This is a genomic window from Acidithiobacillus ferrooxidans ATCC 23270 (genome assembly GCF_000021485.1).
In the GTDB taxonomy this organism is placed as follows: domain Bacteria; phylum Pseudomonadota; class Gammaproteobacteria; order Acidithiobacillales; family Acidithiobacillaceae; genus Acidithiobacillus; species Acidithiobacillus ferrooxidans.
Map to the genome: position 1 here is coordinate 2527736 of NC_011761.1, position 16192 is coordinate 2543927.

16 protein-coding genes are annotated in these 16192 nt (G+C 61.7%); 5 read left to right on the forward strand and 11 right to left on the reverse strand.

The genetic code is table 11. The features are described from left to right. Positions 1–12 precede the first annotated feature (12 nt). Positions 13–1305 carry a DUF445 domain-containing protein gene (locus AFE_RS13055; RefSeq protein ID WP_012537426.1) on the reverse strand — a complete coding sequence of 431 codons (1293 nt, stop codon included), beginning with the start codon at positions 1303–1305 and terminating at the stop codon, positions 13–15. Between the two features lie 166 nt (positions 1306–1471). On the opposite strand from AFE_RS13055, the gene AFE_RS13060 reads away from it, so the two are divergent. Beyond that, positions 1472–1660: a YqaE/Pmp3 family membrane protein gene (locus tag AFE_RS13060; protein ID WP_009569363.1), complete on the forward strand. Its 189-nt coding sequence runs from the start codon at positions 1472–1474 to the stop codon at positions 1658–1660. A 142-nt stretch (positions 1661–1802) separates the two neighbouring features. On the opposite strand, the gene AFE_RS13065 is transcribed toward AFE_RS13060, so the two are convergent. Next, on the reverse strand, positions 1803–2273 hold the full coding sequence (locus AFE_RS13065; RefSeq protein WP_012537427.1) for a single-stranded DNA-binding protein: 471 nt from the start codon (positions 2271–2273) through the stop codon (positions 1803–1805). An 86-nt stretch (positions 2274–2359) separates the two neighbouring features. Here AFE_RS13065 and uvrA point away from each other — a divergent pair, with 86 nt between their 5' ends. From uvrA to AFE_RS13085, 4 genes are all read left to right on the forward strand, one after another. Next, a complete protein-coding gene (uvrA, locus tag AFE_RS13070; protein ID WP_012537428.1) occupies positions 2360–5164 on the forward strand; it encodes an excinuclease ABC subunit UvrA in 2805 nt (934 codons plus the stop codon). 65 nt (positions 5165–5229) lie between these two features. Beyond that, a complete protein-coding gene (locus AFE_RS13075) occupies positions 5230–5784 on the forward strand; it encodes a hypothetical protein (protein ID WP_009564657.1) in 555 nt (184 codons plus the stop codon). Between the two features lie 114 nt (positions 5785–5898). Further along, positions 5899–6768: a thioredoxin gene (trxA, locus tag AFE_RS13080; RefSeq protein ID WP_012537429.1), complete on the forward strand. Its 870-nt coding sequence runs from the start codon at positions 5899–5901 to the stop codon at positions 6766–6768. Positions 6769–6904: 136 nt separating this feature from the next. Further along, complete coding sequence (locus AFE_RS13085) at positions 6905–8425, forward strand: Do family serine endopeptidase (protein ID WP_012537430.1); 1521 nt, start codon at positions 6905–6907, stop codon at positions 8423–8425. A 19-nt stretch (positions 8426–8444) separates the two neighbouring features. On the opposite strand, the gene xerD is transcribed toward AFE_RS13085, so the two are convergent. The 9 genes from xerD to AFE_RS13130 all read right to left on the reverse strand — a co-directional run bounded on the left by xerD (position 8445) and on the right by AFE_RS13130 (position 16116). Further along, positions 8445–9353 carry a site-specific tyrosine recombinase XerD gene (xerD, locus tag AFE_RS13090; RefSeq protein ID WP_009564595.1) on the reverse strand — a complete coding sequence of 303 codons (909 nt, stop codon included), beginning with the start codon at positions 9351–9353 and terminating at the stop codon, positions 8445–8447. Between the two features lie 51 nt (positions 9354–9404). Further along, complete coding sequence (locus AFE_RS13095; RefSeq protein ID WP_012537431.1) at positions 9405–10640, reverse strand: hypothetical protein; 1236 nt, start codon at positions 10638–10640, stop codon at positions 9405–9407. 14 nt (positions 10641–10654) lie between these two features. Then, the gene (gene rplS / locus AFE_RS13100) at positions 10655–10999 is read right to left on the reverse strand and encodes a 50S ribosomal protein L19 (RefSeq protein ID WP_009564594.1); all 345 of its coding nucleotides are present in this window, start codon (positions 10997–10999) and stop codon (positions 10655–10657) included. 22 nt (positions 11000–11021) lie between these two features. Beyond that, positions 11022–11765, reverse strand: a complete 744-nt coding sequence (gene trmD / locus AFE_RS13105) for a tRNA (guanosine(37)-N1)-methyltransferase TrmD (RefSeq protein WP_012537432.1) — start codon at positions 11763–11765, stop codon at positions 11022–11024. Then, entirely contained in the window at positions 11765–12247 is a 483-nt protein-coding gene (gene rimM, locus AFE_RS13110) for a ribosome maturation factor RimM (RefSeq protein ID WP_012537433.1), read from the reverse strand. Before rimM ends, trmD begins: the two co-directional genes overlap by 1 nt. A gap of 16 nt (positions 12248–12263) precedes the next feature. Beyond that, positions 12264–12524 carry a 30S ribosomal protein S16 gene (rpsP, locus tag AFE_RS13115; RefSeq protein WP_009568284.1) on the reverse strand — a complete coding sequence of 87 codons (261 nt, stop codon included), beginning with the start codon at positions 12522–12524 and terminating at the stop codon, positions 12264–12266. Positions 12525–12594: 70 nt separating this feature from the next. Continuing rightward, positions 12595–13971 (reverse strand): signal recognition particle protein, encoded by a 1377-nt coding sequence (gene ffh / locus AFE_RS13120; RefSeq protein ID WP_012537434.1) that lies wholly within the window; start codon positions 13969–13971, stop codon positions 12595–12597. 106 nt (positions 13972–14077) lie between these two features. Beyond that, the gene (arsH, locus tag AFE_RS13125) at positions 14078–14791 is read right to left on the reverse strand and encodes an arsenical resistance protein ArsH (RefSeq protein ID WP_009566875.1); all 714 of its coding nucleotides are present in this window, start codon (positions 14789–14791) and stop codon (positions 14078–14080) included. 14 nt (positions 14792–14805) lie between these two features. Then, positions 14806–16116, reverse strand: a complete 1311-nt coding sequence (locus AFE_RS13130) for an arsenic transporter (protein ID WP_009566874.1) — start codon at positions 16114–16116, stop codon at positions 14806–14808. Positions 16117–16192 lie beyond the last annotated feature (76 nt).

The window sequence follows — 16192 nt, forward strand, 5'->3', positions numbered from 1 at the left end:
CCCATAGGGAGGCTATATCAGCAGCGGCACCGCCAGAGCCAGGGCATGAATGGCAATACCGATCATTCCGCCCACCAGCGTCCCGTTGACACGAATATACTGCAGATCCGTACCCACCCCTTCCTCCAGGAGGCGGACCATGTCCTTATCCGGCCAGGCATGTATCGTCGCTTCGATATGCTGGGCCAGACCATCGCGCAGGGCAGGCGCCAAACGACGGGCGCTGTCCTCCAGGTAGCCATTGAGTGCATCGCGCAATGCCGGTTGCTCGCCCAGGAAAAGGCCCAGTTGCTGGGACAGACGCTGCACCTGCCCCTGTAGCCGGGAATCCGGGCGCTGCAGGTCCGTTTCCAGCCAGGAACGCAAATCGCCGAGCAGGCCATCCACATAGGCCTGCGCCGCCGGATGAGTGATCAGACCATGCTGCCAGCGCTGCACCCGCGCCTGGAAGGCGGCATCCGTCTGCAAACGCAGAATGGCATCCTGCATCCATCGGTCAAAAGCCAGACGGCGCGGATGCTCCGGGTCATCCGCGATTTCCTGCAACAACTGATGCGCCGCCTTCACCAGATTGCGGGCCAGATTCTCACTCAGCGTGGCCGGGTCCATGACTGTCCCCATCCACGCGAACAGGGTCGGGTAGGCGCGCTCGAGCATCGCCCCGATCTGATCCGCCAGCAGGCTTTGGGTATCTTCACCATCCAGCCAGCGACGCAGGCGCTGAATGCCATCGTCGAGCAGGGTCTGATGGCGGTGATCTTCGGTCAGCAACGCCAGAATACTCCCCACCCAGCGCGCACCGTCCATGCCCTGCAGTTGCCGCCCCAACGCGGCACGCAGGGCGCTGCGCAATTCGCGGTCGTCACTGAGGGCCAACCCTTGTTGGAGCAAGACCGTCATCTGCCGGGCCAGCAGCGCGCTGTTCCCGGCATCACTCAGCCACTGCGCCAGCCAGGTGGCCGGATCGGCGCGTCGCAACAGGCGCACAATGGCCTCGGCCTCCAAAAAGTGATCGCGGATGAACTCCGCCAGACGGCGCGCCAGACGCGCCTTGTTCCGCGGCAGGATCGCCGTGTGTGGAATGGGCAATCCCAGGGGATGCCGAAAGAGTGCGACCACCGCAAACCAGTCCGCCAAAGCGCCCACCATGGCCGCCTCCGCAAAGGCCCCCACCCAGGCCCAGGGCCCGGCAAAGTCATGTGCGGCCGCCACCAGAAACAGCGCCAGCGCCCCCAGCAACAAACCCAGCGCCCAGCGGCGCAGCACACGTAGTCTTCGAGTCCGATCTGGTTTAACAGCGGTCACGACAGCTCCTGTAGGTGAGGGCGGGCCCGGGCATCCCTGGGGTATCTGGCCCGGAGTTTAGCAGAAGGCAGCGCATGCCCGTAAAAGTGCGGCAAGGGCTTGAAGCGCTGACAGCACCGGTCGTAATATGGACAGACGACAAAAGAAAGTCCTGCGGAGGGAACACATGCGTCTGTTTTTAGCTATTTTTCTGCCATTTCTGGTATTTTTCACCATTGGCCGCCCGATTGCGGGGATTATTTGCCTGATTTTGCAGATCACGCTGATCGGCTGGGTGCCCGCGGCCATCTGGGCGGTATATGCGCTGAGTCAGTACAAGACGGACAAGAAGATCGAAAGGGCGTTGGGGAGGTGACATCCCGAGAAAACTCATAAGCCGCACAATAGTCATCAGGAGTTCATTCGGCATCTTTCTCTGACAAGAGTGCCATTCAGATGGCCAAGCCCGCATTTCTGCAGGCTTGGCGACCATCGCAACACCCTACTCCAGGTAGTCCTCAGAACGGAATATCATCATCAAAATCCTCCGCCGGCGCGGGCGGCATCTCATTTTTCCGCGCGCCCCCGGCACTGCTGCCGCCACTCGGCCGGGACGGATCTTCCTCATCGAAGCTGGCCGCGCCGCCGCCACCGCCCCCACGCGCGCCCACCAGTTGCAGACGGTCTCCCACGATCTCCGTGGTGTAACGCTCCTGCCCTTCCTTGTCGGTCCACTTGCGCGTCTGCAGGCGGCCTTCCACATAGGCCATGCTGCCCTTGCGCAGATATTCGCCGGCGATTTCCGCAGTGCGTCCGAAGAGCACGACGCGATGCCATTCGGTGCGCTCCTGCTTGTTGCCTTCCTTGTCCTTGAAGGTCTCGGAAGTCGCGATGCTGAAGTTCGCGATGGCGCCGCCACTGGGCTGATAACGCATCTCCGGGTCCCGTCCCAGATGCCCCAACAATATGACCTTGTTCACTCCCGCCATCGTCTGATCTCCTTATGGTCAAGGGGACGGGCGTCCCCGAAAGCTTTATACTAACCCATTGTCCCAAAAAAGAGCATGTCGGCTGCATGGAACACATCCACATCCGGGGCGCCCGCACCCACAACCTCAAGAATATTTCCCTTACCTTACCGCGCGACCGCCTCATCGTCATCACCGGGCTGTCCGGATCGGGCAAGTCGTCGCTGGCCTTCGACACCCTCTACGCCGAGGGTCAGCGCCGCTATGTGGAAAGCCTCTCGGCCTATGCCCGCCAGTTTCTCTCCCTCATGGGCAAGCCCGATGTGGATGCGATCGAGGGGCTCTCCCCCGCCATCGCCATAGAGCAGAAATCCACCTCCCATAATCCTCGCTCCACCGTCGGCACCGTCACCGAGATTCACGACTATCTGCGCCTGCTCTATGCCCGTGCCGGTACCCCCTGGTGCTGTGGCGCGCCCATTCAGAGCCAGACCATCAGCCAGATGGTCGATCAGCTCCTGGCCCTGCCCGAGGGCGAAAAGCTCATGATCCTGGCGCCGGTGCTGCGTGACCGCAAAGGCAGCCACGAGGACGTCATCGGCAGCCTGCGCGCACGCGGTCTGATTCGCGCCAGGGTGGATGGTCAACTCCTCGAACTGGACGAAATCCCCGCCCTGGACAAGAAGCGCAAGCATCGCATCGAGGCCGTCATCGACCGTCTGGTGCTGCGCGGCGACAGCGGGCCGCGCCTGGCCGAATCGCTGGAAACCGCCCTCAGCCTCGCCGAGGATCAGGCCATCGTCGTCCTCATGGGGCCACAGCATGAGGAAGAGCGACTGTTTTCAGCTCACCATGCGTGCCCCAGCTGCGGGCGTTCCTTCCCGCCTTTGGAGCCGCGCCTCTTCTCTTTCAATAATCCCGCCGGGGCCTGCCCACGCTGTGACGGCCTCGGCGAGATCACCTTTTTTGACCCCGACCTCATCGTCCCCGATCCGGAACTGAGCCTGCGTGACGGGGCTATCGCCGCCTGGACCAAGCGCCATCAGGAGCACTACGCGCCCCTGCTCACGGCGCTGGCCGAGCACCTTCATTTTTCCCTGGATACCGCCTGGCAGGATCTACCCTTCGACATCCGCGAGCATATCCTCCATGGGAGTGCCGAACGCATCACCGTCCAGCAAGGGACGCACCGTCACAAGCTGAGCTTCGAGGGCGTCATTGCCGGGCTGGAACGCCGCCTGCGCGAAACCCAGTCCAACCTCATCCGCGAAGAAATCATGCGCTATATGGGCCGTCTGCGTTGCCCCGTCTGTAATGGCAGCCGCCTACGCGAAGAGGCGCGCATGGTCAGGGTTGGCCCGCTGGCCATTCAGGAGGTCTCTGCCCTCTCCATCCGTGACGCCTTGCAACACTTCACCCACCTGCAGCTGGAAGGGCAGGAAGCCCTCATCGCCGAGCGCATCCTCAAGGAAATCGGCAGCCGTCTGACGTTTCTGGTGGATGTCGGCCTCGACTACCTCAGCCTCGACCGCTCCGCAGAAACCCTCTCCGGTGGGGAAGCGCAGCGCATCCGTCTCGCCTCGCAGATCGGAGCCGGGCTGGTGGGCGTGATGTACGTCCTCGACGAACCCTCCATTGGCCTGCACCAGCGCGACAATGATCGACTCATCGGCACCCTCAAGCATCTGCGCGATCTCGGCAACACCGTCATCGTCGTCGAGCACGATGAAGACGCCATCCGCGCCGCCGATTATGTGGTGGACATGGGCCCCGGCGCCGGCACCCACGGCGGCGAAGTCATCGCCCAAGGTACACTGGAAGATATCTGCACCAATCCCAACTCCCTCACCGGGCGCTATCTGACCGGCGATCTGTGCATCGCCGTCCCCGGACGGCGCCGCGCCAATGTCAGCCAGCGCTGGCTGGAAGTGCAGGGCGCCACCGGCAACAATCTCAAGTCGGTGGACGTGCGCATTCCCATCGGCCTCTTCACCTGTATCACCGGGGTCAGCGGTTCCGGTAAATCGACCCTCATCAACGACACCCTCTACCCCGCCTGCGCCCGCGTGCTCATGGGCAGCAGCCAGAATCCTGCGCCCCACAGGCAGATACGCGGCCTGGAAGAACTGGACAAAGTCATCGCCATCGACCAGAGCCCCATCGGCCGCACCCCGCGCAGCAACCCGGCCACCTACACCGGCCTCTTCACCCCGATCCGCGAATTGTTCGCCGCGACCAGCGAAGCCCGTACCCGCGGCTACAATCCCGGCCGCTTCAGCTTCAACGTCAAGGGCGGGCGCTGTGAAGCCTGCGAGGGCGACGGCGTCATTCGGGTGGAAATGCACTTTCTGCCGGATATTTATGTGCCCTGCGACGTCTGCGGCGGCAAGCGCTACAAGCGCGAGACCCTGGATGTGCATTACAAGGGCAAAAGCATTCACGACGTCCTGGAGATGACCGTGGAGGATGCGCGGGCCTTTTTTGACCCTGTCCCCGCCATCGCCCGCAAATTGCAGACCCTGCTGGATGTGGGCCTCGGTTACCTGCGTCTGGGCCAGTCGGCCACTACCCTCTCCGGCGGCGAAGCACAGCGCGTCAAGCTCTCCCGGGAACTCTCCCGTCGCGACACCGGACGGACCCTCTACATCCTTGACGAACCCACCACCGGCCTGCACTTTCATGACATCGCCCTGCTCCTGGAGGTACTGCAGAAGCTGGCCGATGCGGGCAATACCATCGTCGTTATCGAACATAATCTGGACGTCATCAAGACGGCAGACTGGGTCATCGACCTCGGCCCCGAAGGCGGCTCGGGCGGCGGCCAGATCATCGCCACCGGCACACCGGATGAAGTGGCACACAATCCGTCTTCCCACACCGGGCGTTATCTGGTGCGGCATCTCCATCGTTGAGCTTTTTTGCACAGCCGCAGCCGATGCCGCAAAATAACCGGCAAACATTGACTGGAGTTCACCATATGCCCGTCCTCCCCGAACGCCGAGAGCAGATCCGCAGCGCCCACGCGGCACTCATCCTGCAGGTCGTCGCCGCCTGCCAGAATGTCCATCTCCGGGCGCCACTGGAAGAAAGCCTGCGCGTGGCGGCAGCCAACGGCTGGGGAGATCTGGTTGGCGTCATCCGCCATATATTGGCCGGGCAACGGGAGCCCGACCTGCTCCAAGGGCTGGACGAAGAAGACGGCACCATCATCGAATCCATTCTCATGGGCTTGCAGAATCCCGAAACCTTGCCCAAGGCCAGTGATCAAGCCGACCCCACGCTTGCCGCCCCTGGCCTTGCGAGCGTCATCCTCGCCACCCGCCGCGGTGAGCCGGAAGCCTTGGCGTGGCTGGGCCGTATGGCCACCCAGATGCAGCGGGCCGGCGGCGACATGGCACGCATGGGCGCGGCCCTTGGCCCTCTTTCCCGGGGCCACTACGATCGCCGCAAACTGGAGCGCGGCATGGGCCCCCTCGGGCGTAGCCTGCTCCAGGCCGTGCTGGACGCCTTGGCTAAAGCGGAACAGCAATAGCCGCCCCGGAAGCCAGCCGCGTCTTGAAAGCGCCCGGTTTTGACCATACCTGAAACGGTAAAGGAAAGCAGTACGGTCTATCCTCTTCTTCACCTCTTCTTCTCAGGAGTTCGTATGGCAGTCAGTGGACACGTTCTCGAAGTGAATCTCGATAATTTTCAGGAAGCCGTCGTAGGGCTGTCCCGGAAGGTGCTGGTACTGGTCGACTTCTGGGCACCCTGGTGCGCACCCTGCCGCGCTCTGGGTCCGGTCCTCGAAAAACTGGCGGAGGAGATGGGCGGCGCCTTCGTGCTCGCCAAGGTCAACTCTGACGAGAACGCCGACCTGTCGCGCCAGTATCAGGTGCGTGGCATCCCCGCCGTCAAGGCCTTCAAGGATGGCAAAGTCGTCGACGAATTCACCGGGGCGCTGCCCGAATCCGCCGTGCGTCGCTTCATCGAAAAAAACCTGCCGTTGCCAGGTGACGACCTGCGTGTGCAGGCGCTCGACGCCATCGCCCAGGGCAAGGCAGCGGAGGCCCAAGCATTGCTGGAACAGGCCATCAGCATCCACCCTGGGAACGATCCTGCGCGCCTGGCGCTGGCGCACCTGGCCATCCAGCAGGGCCGCCATGCCGACGCCCAGGCCCAGATCGACGCCATGTCTCCTACCTTCCAGATGGAAACCGAAGTCGAAGGCCTGAAAGCCCTGCTGGAATTCACCGAGACCGCCCACAGCGCGCCGTCCATGACCACACTGGAGGCCACCATCGCCAGCGAAAAGGGCGATCTCCGTGCGCAGGCCATGTATCAGCGGTCCTTGCTCCTTCTTTTGCAGGGGCAGGAAGAAGCAGCCCTGGACCAGCTCATCGAGATGGTGGAACGCCACAAAAACTACCAGGACGGCCTGGCCCGTAAAACCGTGCTGAAAATATTTGCTTTGCAGGGTAACCGGGGGCCTCTGGTGGAACGCTACCGGTCCCGTCTGTCCCGCGCTTTGCACTGAGGGCATTGCTAGCCATATCGTCTCTCATCGAGGTTTTATATGTTATGTTGTGATCGCTGGCCGGAACCCCGGCCTTTTCCCGGAGTCCAACCTGGAACGTACCAAGCTGCAAGACAAAATCCCGAAGGAGAGTCCTATGGCGAATGATCGCCCGAGTGTGATGTTGAAGCGCCCCAAACTGGTAATCACTGCCGTCGTGGCGGCATGTTTTGGTTTTTCACTGGGTGCAGCGGAGTGGGCGCAAGCCGACGCCCCCGCGGCCCCGGCCCTTTCCATCTCGACCAACACAGTTCCCCAGAAGGCGCTGGTCGCCTTGCCGGATTTTACCCCGATTATCGACCGTTATGGTCCCGCGGTGGTCAACATCAGCAGCACCACCAACAAGGTCATTCACCAGCAGGCCAATCCCTTTCCGCCAAACTCGCCTTTTTACCAGTTTTTCCATCACTTCATGGCGCCCGGACAGGGCGGTGGTCCCGGACCACAGCAGCATGAAAAAATCCAATCTCTCGGTTCCGGCTTCATCATCAGTCCCGACGGCTATATCGTCACCGCCGGTCACGTCGTTCGCGGCGCTAACCATATCGTCGTTACCCTCACCACCCACCACGCCTATCCGGCCAAACTGATCGGCCTGTCGGTGCGTTACGATACGGCACTGCTCAAAATCAACGCCAAGAACCTACCCACTGTGCCCATCGGCAACTCCGACGATTTGAAGGTTGGCCAGTGGCTGCTCGCCGTTGGCGCGCCGTTCGGTTTCTATAACACAGTGACCCAGGGTGTAGTCAGCGCCATGAATCGCCCGTTACCCGATGATGAATACATCCCCTTTATCCAGAGCGACGTACCCATCAATCCCGGCAACTCGGGTGGGCCACTCTTCAACATGAATGGCCAGGTGATCGGCATCAACGACCAGATCTATACCAACAGCGGTGGCTATATGGGTCTGTCGTTCTCCATCCCCATCAATACCGTGATGCGGGTGGTGCAGGACTTCAAAAATCACAAGGCAATTCAGTTTGGCTATCTGGGGGTCGAGGTACAGGACGTCACGCCGCAAATGGCGCAGGCGCTGCACCTCACGGAACCCGTCGGCGCCCTCATCGCGTCCGTGGAACCCGGCAGCCCGGCGGCCAAGGCGGGCATCAGGCCCGGTGACGTCATCGTCACCTATGATAACAAGCCGGTGTACAATGTCGGACAGTTGCCACCTATGGTAGGCAACACCCTGCCAGGCACCCACGCCAAGGTCGGCATCCTCCACCGCGGAAAAGCGGAAACCAAAGATGTCCTGATTGCCGCCCTGCCCAAAAACATGGAAGGGCCTTCCGGCAGCCAGGAACCTTCCACGGCCGCCAAAGTGGGCAAAGTCTCCCGCATGGGCATCCATGTCCAGTCGCTGACCCCCAGCATTGAGAAGCAGTTGGATGTGCATCATGGCGTCGTGGTGGTCGGCGTTAGTGAAGGCGCGGCTGCGGAGGCAGGGATCATGCCGGGTATGATCATCCAGCAGATCGATCAGCAGGACGTCAACAGTCCCGCCGAGTTGGAGCATATCGTTGCCGGTCTGCCGGCCGGTCAGCCCATCCCGCTGCTGGTGCGGCAAGGCAAGGCCAGCATCTACGTGGTGGTGACGCTACCCAAGAAGTAGAGGCGCGACAATACAGGCATCACCCGCGCGGGTGATGCTTCGCGTGCAGCGCCTTGAGCCGCGCCTGCGCCACATGGGTATATATCTCCGTGGTGGACAGGGCGGCGTGTCCCAGCATCAACTGCACACTGCGCAGGTCCGCGCCGTGATTCAGCAGGTGGGTGGCAAAGGCGTGACGCAGGCTGTGCGGCGATACGGTCTGAGTGATTCCCGCAGACCGGGCGTAACGTTCAATGTTTTGCCAGAAACGCTGGCGCGTCATGGCAGCCCCCCGCCCAGTCACAAAAAGGGCGGCACTGATGCGCTGACCCAGTATCTGCGGGCGACCCATCTGCAGATACTGGGTCACGCGGCCGGCCGCCACTTCTCCCATGGGCACCAAGCGTTCCTTGCGACCCTTGCCAAAGACCACCACCATATCGGCGCTGAGGTCCACTTGGCGCGTCTCCAGATTCACCAGTTCCGATACCCGCAAACCGCAGGCGTACATCAGTTCCAGCATGGCTGCGTCACGCAGGCCCAACGGGTGGGTACAATCGGGGGCCGCCAGCAGGGCCTCTATTTCCGTTTCGCTGAGAACGTGGGGTAGTACGCGGCCGATACGAGGACTCTGCAGGTTGCGACTGGGGTCACGGGATACCCAGCCCTCCCGCTCCGCGTAACCGTAAAAACGGCGCACACTGGAGAGCAGGCGGACTACGGAGCGCAGGGCGGCCCCGGACTGTAACCTCTGTCCCAGTATGCGCGCCAGGGCGCCGTCGTCAGCGGTAGTCAGGGTCAAATCCCACTCCGCGAGCGCGGCGGCTACCTGCAGCAAATCCTGACGATAAGCGGTCAGGGTATTTTCACCAAGGTTTTTTTCCAGCCACAGGGCGTCAAGAAAGGTGTCGATCCGCTGCCGTTCGGCGGACAGACCGGCACTAGGCATCGAATCCCCCCGCCGGATTATCGTGACACCAAGCGTCCGGGCGCCCCCGGGTCAGCCCGGAAACAAGCGTAGGACCACCAGAGGATGAATCCATGCCAACGCTGCTCCTCCCGTCAGGGAACCAGCACGCCGCGCCGTGCGCCACAGGGACCAGAAGCCGGGCAAGCCCGTTTGTGCTACTCCGCGCTCTGCCACCTGTAACCACCACTGGGGACCGGAGCCCGATGCCGCAGCGTATAAAGGCCCCTGCCAGCTAAAAGGTTCCGGCACCGGTTCGATGGCGGCCCGTTCACGATAAGCGGCCAGCATACTGAAGTGCGGCCAGTCTTCCTGACGCTGCCATCCGGCAAAACCAAAAGTGGTGGCTGCGGCACTGAACAGCACTTTCCGCGCCTGCCGCAGGCTGCGGTGGGGTAATGCCAGCAAACTGCCGAGCCAGACGTAAAGGCGCAGCAGCGGCAGGGGTTCCTTGCCGCCGCCGCCCTCGATGATCATCAGGGTAACCGTCAGGAAGAGCTGACGGATGGCATCTAAAGGCTGATCGCCGAGCGCGCGGATACGTCCCATGAAGGCAGGCAGATCGCGCTCCCGCAGGGCATGGAGCAGGGGTTTGTCTACCGCCGGATCACGACTGGCCCGCCCTTCGGGGACGACCACCGCCACTCCGGAAGGCAGTTGCCAGTGACTCTGCAACAGCGCCAGAGCCCCCAGCGAAAAAGTTCGGGCCGGCAGATCAGCCGCAGCGCCCTGCCACTGCCCGTAGAGGATAGTACGCAGGCCCTGGGCGTGGTTATCATCGGCCAGACGCTGGGCCAGACGATGGAGGACAACCCGCCGGGCATTGTCGTCCGCCGCCATACTGAACAGTAGCGGCGCCAGCGTCTCCAGATCACGGTCCTCAATAGCCTTGGCAAAGGTATCCGCCTCCATGTCCAGGGGCATGGGGTTGGCGGCCTCGGACATCAGCGCAGCCGGCAGCATGGCTGCCGGCTTCACCAGCGACGTCTCCTGCACCTGTAGGGCAGCCGCTAACAGTGCCGGGGGCAAAGATTCCGCCTCGGCGAGAAGGGCCAGGGTATCCGCCACAACCTGTAGTGCCTGCGCGTCTGCGGCGGCGGCCCACCAATGCGGCAACAAACTCTGCTGCCAAGCGGCGCGCAAGGCCAACCGCCGGGCGGCGTCGGCCCAGAGAAATTCCCACTCCGGGACAGAAGCGGAATGCCAGTGTTCGAGGATCTCCCGCGAACCCGGCGTCAGCACTCCTGCCCCCAAGCCGAACCCGGCCATGGCCGAGTGCCGCGTCAGCCCAGCTTTTCTTTAATGCGCGCAGCCTTACCCGAAAGATCGCGCAGGTAATAAAGCTTGGCGCGGCGCACATCACCACGGCGCTTTACTTCAACCTTGGTCACCAGCGGGGAATAGGACGGAAAAACCCGCTCCACCCCTTCTCCGTTGGAGATCTTGCGGACCGTAAAGGCAGAGTGCAGGCCGCGGTTACGGCGGGCAATGCAGATACCTTCAAAAATCTGGACACGCTCGCGGTCACCTTCCTTCACTTTCACGTGAACGGCCACCGTATCACCCGCACCAAAAGCCGGCAGTACCGACTGCATTTGTTCCTGATTGATTTCGTCAATGATGTTCATGCCCAACTCCTTAAGCCTAGTATTACTGCGCTTCGCCGCGCTGACGGCGATACTCTTCCAACAATATTTGCTCATCTGCCCGCAGCCCTCGCTGCTCCAGCAAATCCGGGCGCCGCTCAGCGGTGCGGCCCAACGACTGCTGCAGACGCCAGCGCCGGATACGTGCGTGATCTCCGGAAAGCAGCACCTCCGGGACTCCTTCCCCCGCCACCACCTCGGGCCGGGTATAATGCGGGCAATCCAGCAGGCCAGACGCCGCGAAACTGTCTTCTGCTGCGGAATCCGCATGACCCAGCAGACCCGGCAACTGCCGCGCCACAGCCTCCATCAGCACCAGCGCCGGCAATTCCCCGCCCGCCAGCACGTAGTCGCCGATGGACCATTCCGCATCCACTGCCGCCAGCACCCGCTCATCAATACCTTCATAACGACCTGCCAGCAAAATCAGACCCGGTGCCGCTGCAAAATCCTGCACCGCCCGCTGCTGCAGGCGCTGCCCCTGGGGTGACAAGTAAATCACCGGCGCCCCGGAGTTGGCCTGTCGCGCCGCCGCAATCGCCGCCAGCAAGGGTGGAGCCATCATCAGCATACCCGGCCCACCGCCGAAGGGGCGGTCATCCACCCGCCGGTAAGCGCTGTCACTGAAATCCCGAGGGTTCCAGGTATGCACCTCGATCAGCCCGCGGCTCAGCGCGCGTCCGACAATGCCTTCCTGCAAGTAGCCGTGGATCAGCCCAGGGAAGATGGTGAGGACGTCAAAACGCATCACCAGTCGGCTTGCCAGTCCACGACAATCTGCCCGGCAGGCAAATCCACGCCCGCAGAGGCTTCGGCCGACCACGGAATGAGCAGTTCACCACCCTTGCCATCGTCGATCACCATCACGTCATTCGCGCCGGTCTCCAGAAAAGCGGACACGGTGCCCAGAACGATGCCTTCCCGGTTCAGCACCCGAAGCCCGGTCAGCGTACTCCAGTAAAACTCACCGGCACCCAACTCAGGCAAATCAGCCCGGATCACGGCGATCTCCTGCCCGATAAGGGCGCGCGCCTGCTCACGGTCCTCTACCTGCGCCAGCTTGGCCACCACACCCTCGCCCTGCATACGTCCATCTTCCAGCACCCAGGGGCGCCGGTCGGGCCCGAGGTACCAGGGCGAGTAGTCGAGGATACTGTCACGCGACTCAGTGAAAGAAAAGACTTTCACCATGCCGCGCACACCGTAGATGCCGGAGACACGTCCCAGCACCACCCACTCCCCGGCTTCAGACGCTGGCAACACCCGTCTTGCTCACGCCTTCTTTCTTCAGAAAGCCGGCGACGGTATCGGACGGCTGGGCGCCCTGGCTCAACCAGTAAGCGGCGCGTTCCTTATCGATCCGCAACTCCGCTACCGCGCCAATGGGATTGTAAAAACCCAGACGCTCAATGAAACGGCCATCCCGACGGCTACGGCTATCGGCCACCACAATGTGATAAAAAGGCCGCTTCTTGGCGCCGCCCCGGGCCATACGAATGACTACCATGTATTCTCCTTAACCATGATCCTCTCCCACTGTGCGGGAGAAAGGCGCGTATCGTAACTAAAAACAAGCTCTAACGGAAGGGTAAACCGCCCTTCAGCATGGATTTGGGATTCATCCCCAGCAAACGGCTGAGTCCCCGGCCCCCTTTACCCATTTTTTTGAACATCTTTTGCATCATTTCGAACTGCTTTAGGAGCTTGTTCACTTCGGTCACGGTCGTCCCGGAACCCGCAGCAATCCGCCGCCGTCGCGAGGCCTTGATGATGTCCGGATGATGTCTTTCGCCGGGCGTCATAGAGTTGATGATGGCTTCCAGGCGGCGCATGGGCTTGCCATCCTGCATCGCGCTCTGCGCCTCGGCGGACAACTCACCCATACCCGGCAGCTTGTCCATGATGCTGGCCATACCGCCCATGCGCTCGAGCTGACGCAACTGCTCACGGAAGTCTTCCAGATCGAAGCCCTTGCCGCTGCGCAACTTCTGGGTCATTTTCCGGGCCTGATCCTCATCCACATCCTGCTGGACCTGCTCCACCAAACTGACGATGTCACCCATCCCCAGAATGCGCGAGGCCATGCGCTCGGGATAAAACGGTTCCAGACCCTTGCGAATTTTCTCACCGATACCGATGAACTTGATGGGCTTGCCGGTAATGGCTCGCACCGATAGAGCCGCGCCACCGCGGGCGTCGCCGTCCGCCTTGGTGAGAATCACGCCGGTCAGCGGCAGAGCGTCATTAAAGGCCTTGGCGGTATTCACCGCGTCCTGACCGGTCATGGCATCCACCACAAAGAGCAGTTCCACCGGCTTGACCGCCGCCGTCAGTGCCTGTGCCTCCGCCATCATCTCGCCGTCCACATGCAGACGCCCCGCCGTATCGACGATGAGCACGTCATAGACGCCGCGCTGCGCCGCCTCCACCGCATCCTGGGCGATACGCACCGGCTGCTGGCCGGGGCTGGAGGGAAATACATCCACCTCGATGTCCTTACCCAGATGCACCAACTGTTCCATGGCGGCCGGACGATAGACGTCGGTACTGACCATCAGCACGCGCTTCTTTTCCTTGTCCTTGAGCCACAGGGCGAGCTTGGCACTAGTGGTAGTCTTACCCGAACCCTGCAAACCCGCGAGGAGAATCACCGCCGGGGGACGGGCGCTGAGATCGAGACTGTCGTTATGCGCGCCCATCAACTGTACCAGTTCGTCGTGGACGATCTTGACGAAGACTTGCCCCGGCGTGAGGCTTTTGACCACGGCTTCGCCCATGGCCGATTCGCGCACGTTGTTGATAAAGTCCTTGACCACCGGCAGGGCAACATCCGCCTCCAGCAGCGCCAGGCGCACGTCGCGCAGGGCGTCACGGATGTTGTCCTCGCTCAGCCGTCCCTGGCCGCGCAGATTCTTGAAAGTCTGGGTCAGTTTCTGGGTCAGATTGTCAAACATGGGTCCCCCTCGTGTAGGGGTGGATTTTGGACTGTATGGAGCAGTCGCGCAATGCGTCAGTTGGCTCTTGCGTACCCCCAACCTCATGCCTTGCAACAGCCATGCGCTATAGGTTCTGTAGATTGACGCGCCGGGAAAGTTCCTCTGCGGATTCTTTGCGCTCGGAATAGCGATCCACCAGATAATCGCTGTTCCCGCGGGTAAGCAGGGTGAATTTCATGAGTTCTTCCATGACGTCCACGACCCGGTCGTAGTAGGCAGAAGGCTTCATCCGGCCACCATCGTCAAACTCCAGAAAAGCCTTGGGAACGGAGGACTGGTTGGGGATGGTGAGCATGCGCAGCCAGCGGCCCAGAATGCGCATCTGGTTGACCGCATTGAACGATTGCGACCCTCCGCAAACCTGCATTAACGCCAGCGTTTTGCCCTGGGTAGGGCGAATTGCCCCAGAATTGAGGGGAATCCAGTCCACCTGCGATTTGAACACCCCCGTCATGGCGCCATGACGCTCCGGAGAACACCAGACCTGTCCTTCCGACCATTCTACCAACTCCTGCAACTCCACCACTTTGGGATGTGTCACCGGGGCATCGTCGGGCAGGGGTAGTCCCGTCGGGTGAAAGACGCGGGTTTCCGCGCCGAAGTATCGCAGCAGACGTTCCGCCTCCAGCGTCAGCAGGCGACTGTAGGAACATTCCCGGTTGGAGCCGTACAGCAGCAGGATGCGCGGCGGGTGATCCGTTTCGGCGGCACTGCGCAAACACCGGACATCCGGCACCTGCAGCAGCACATCGTCGGTATTGGGCAAATTTCCAGACATGATGACCATCCTCCTCAAGCCAGCGGCAGCCACCAGGCCAGGGCCAGTAGCGTGACCAGCAGTACCGGCGGGGTAATGAGCAGACCCGTTCTCATGTACTGTCCCCAGGTCACGGTCATACCTTTGCGACTCAGCACATGCAGCCAGAGCAGGGTCGCCAGGCTGCCGATCGGGGTAAACTTGGGGCCGAGATCACAGCCGATAACATTGGCGTAGACCATGATCTCCCGGAGCAAGGGGTCTGTTGCTACCGAGGACAGTTGATGGATAGCCAGCGCTCCCACCAGTACCGCTGGCATATTGTTCATGATGGAAGACAGCAGGGCCGCGAGAAACCCCGTGCCCAGCGCCGCTGCTACGGTCCCGTGACCAGCAAACCAGTGCAGGGCCATGGCCACATAACTGGTGAGTCCGGCGTTGCGTAATCCATAAACCACCAGATACATACCCAGACTGAAGACCACGATCGCCCAAGGGGCTTCCCGCAGCACTTTGCGCACGGGAATCCGCGCGCCGCGCCCGCCCTGTAGCCAACGCCCGGCCAGAGCCAACAGGATCAACGCACCGGTTCCGGTCACCACGGAGACCGGAACCTGCCATTGCGCAGTGACAAAATAGGCCACCAACAACAGAATCAGAACCGGGAAACTGGCCCGAAAAACCACGTGATCCATGATGACAGAAGCAGGTTCGGGCAGGTCACGGGTCAGATATCGGCGTGGCACCACCCGCCGGAAATAGAGCCAGAGCACGCCCAGCGTCGCCGCCAGGGCCACCAGATCCACGGGCACCATCACCGTCGCATAACGGTCAAAACTGATGTTGAAATAATTGGCACTGACAATGTTCACCAGATTGGAAATCATCAGCGGCAGGCTGGTGGTATCGGCCACGAAACCCGTGGCGATGACAAAGGCAAAGGTGGCCGCCGGGGTGAAATCCAGGCGCAGCAATATGGCCATGACGATCGGGGTGAGCAGCAACGCCGCGCCGTCGTTGGCGAACACCGCAGCAATCATGGCCCCCAGCACGACGATCAAAGGAAAGAGCAGGCGCCCGCGACCACCACCCCAGCGAACCACATGCAGTGCCGCCCAGTGAAAAAATCCTGCCTCATCGAGGATCAGCGAGATGATAATCAAGGCCACAAAGGTAAAGGTGGCATCCCAGACAATGTGCCAGACAATGGGAATGTCACTCCAGGTGATGACGCCGGTGGCCAGCGCCACGACAGCGCCACCCATGGCGCTCCAGCCGATGCTGAGGCCCTTGGGTTGCCAGATGACGAGAATCAGGGTGACGAGAAATATGGCGACGGCCAGCATGCTTGGAGGAACTCCGGAGGTAAAACACAGAGCCAAGTCTTGACGAGCGCCACGGTCTTGTCAATACTGCAAGAAA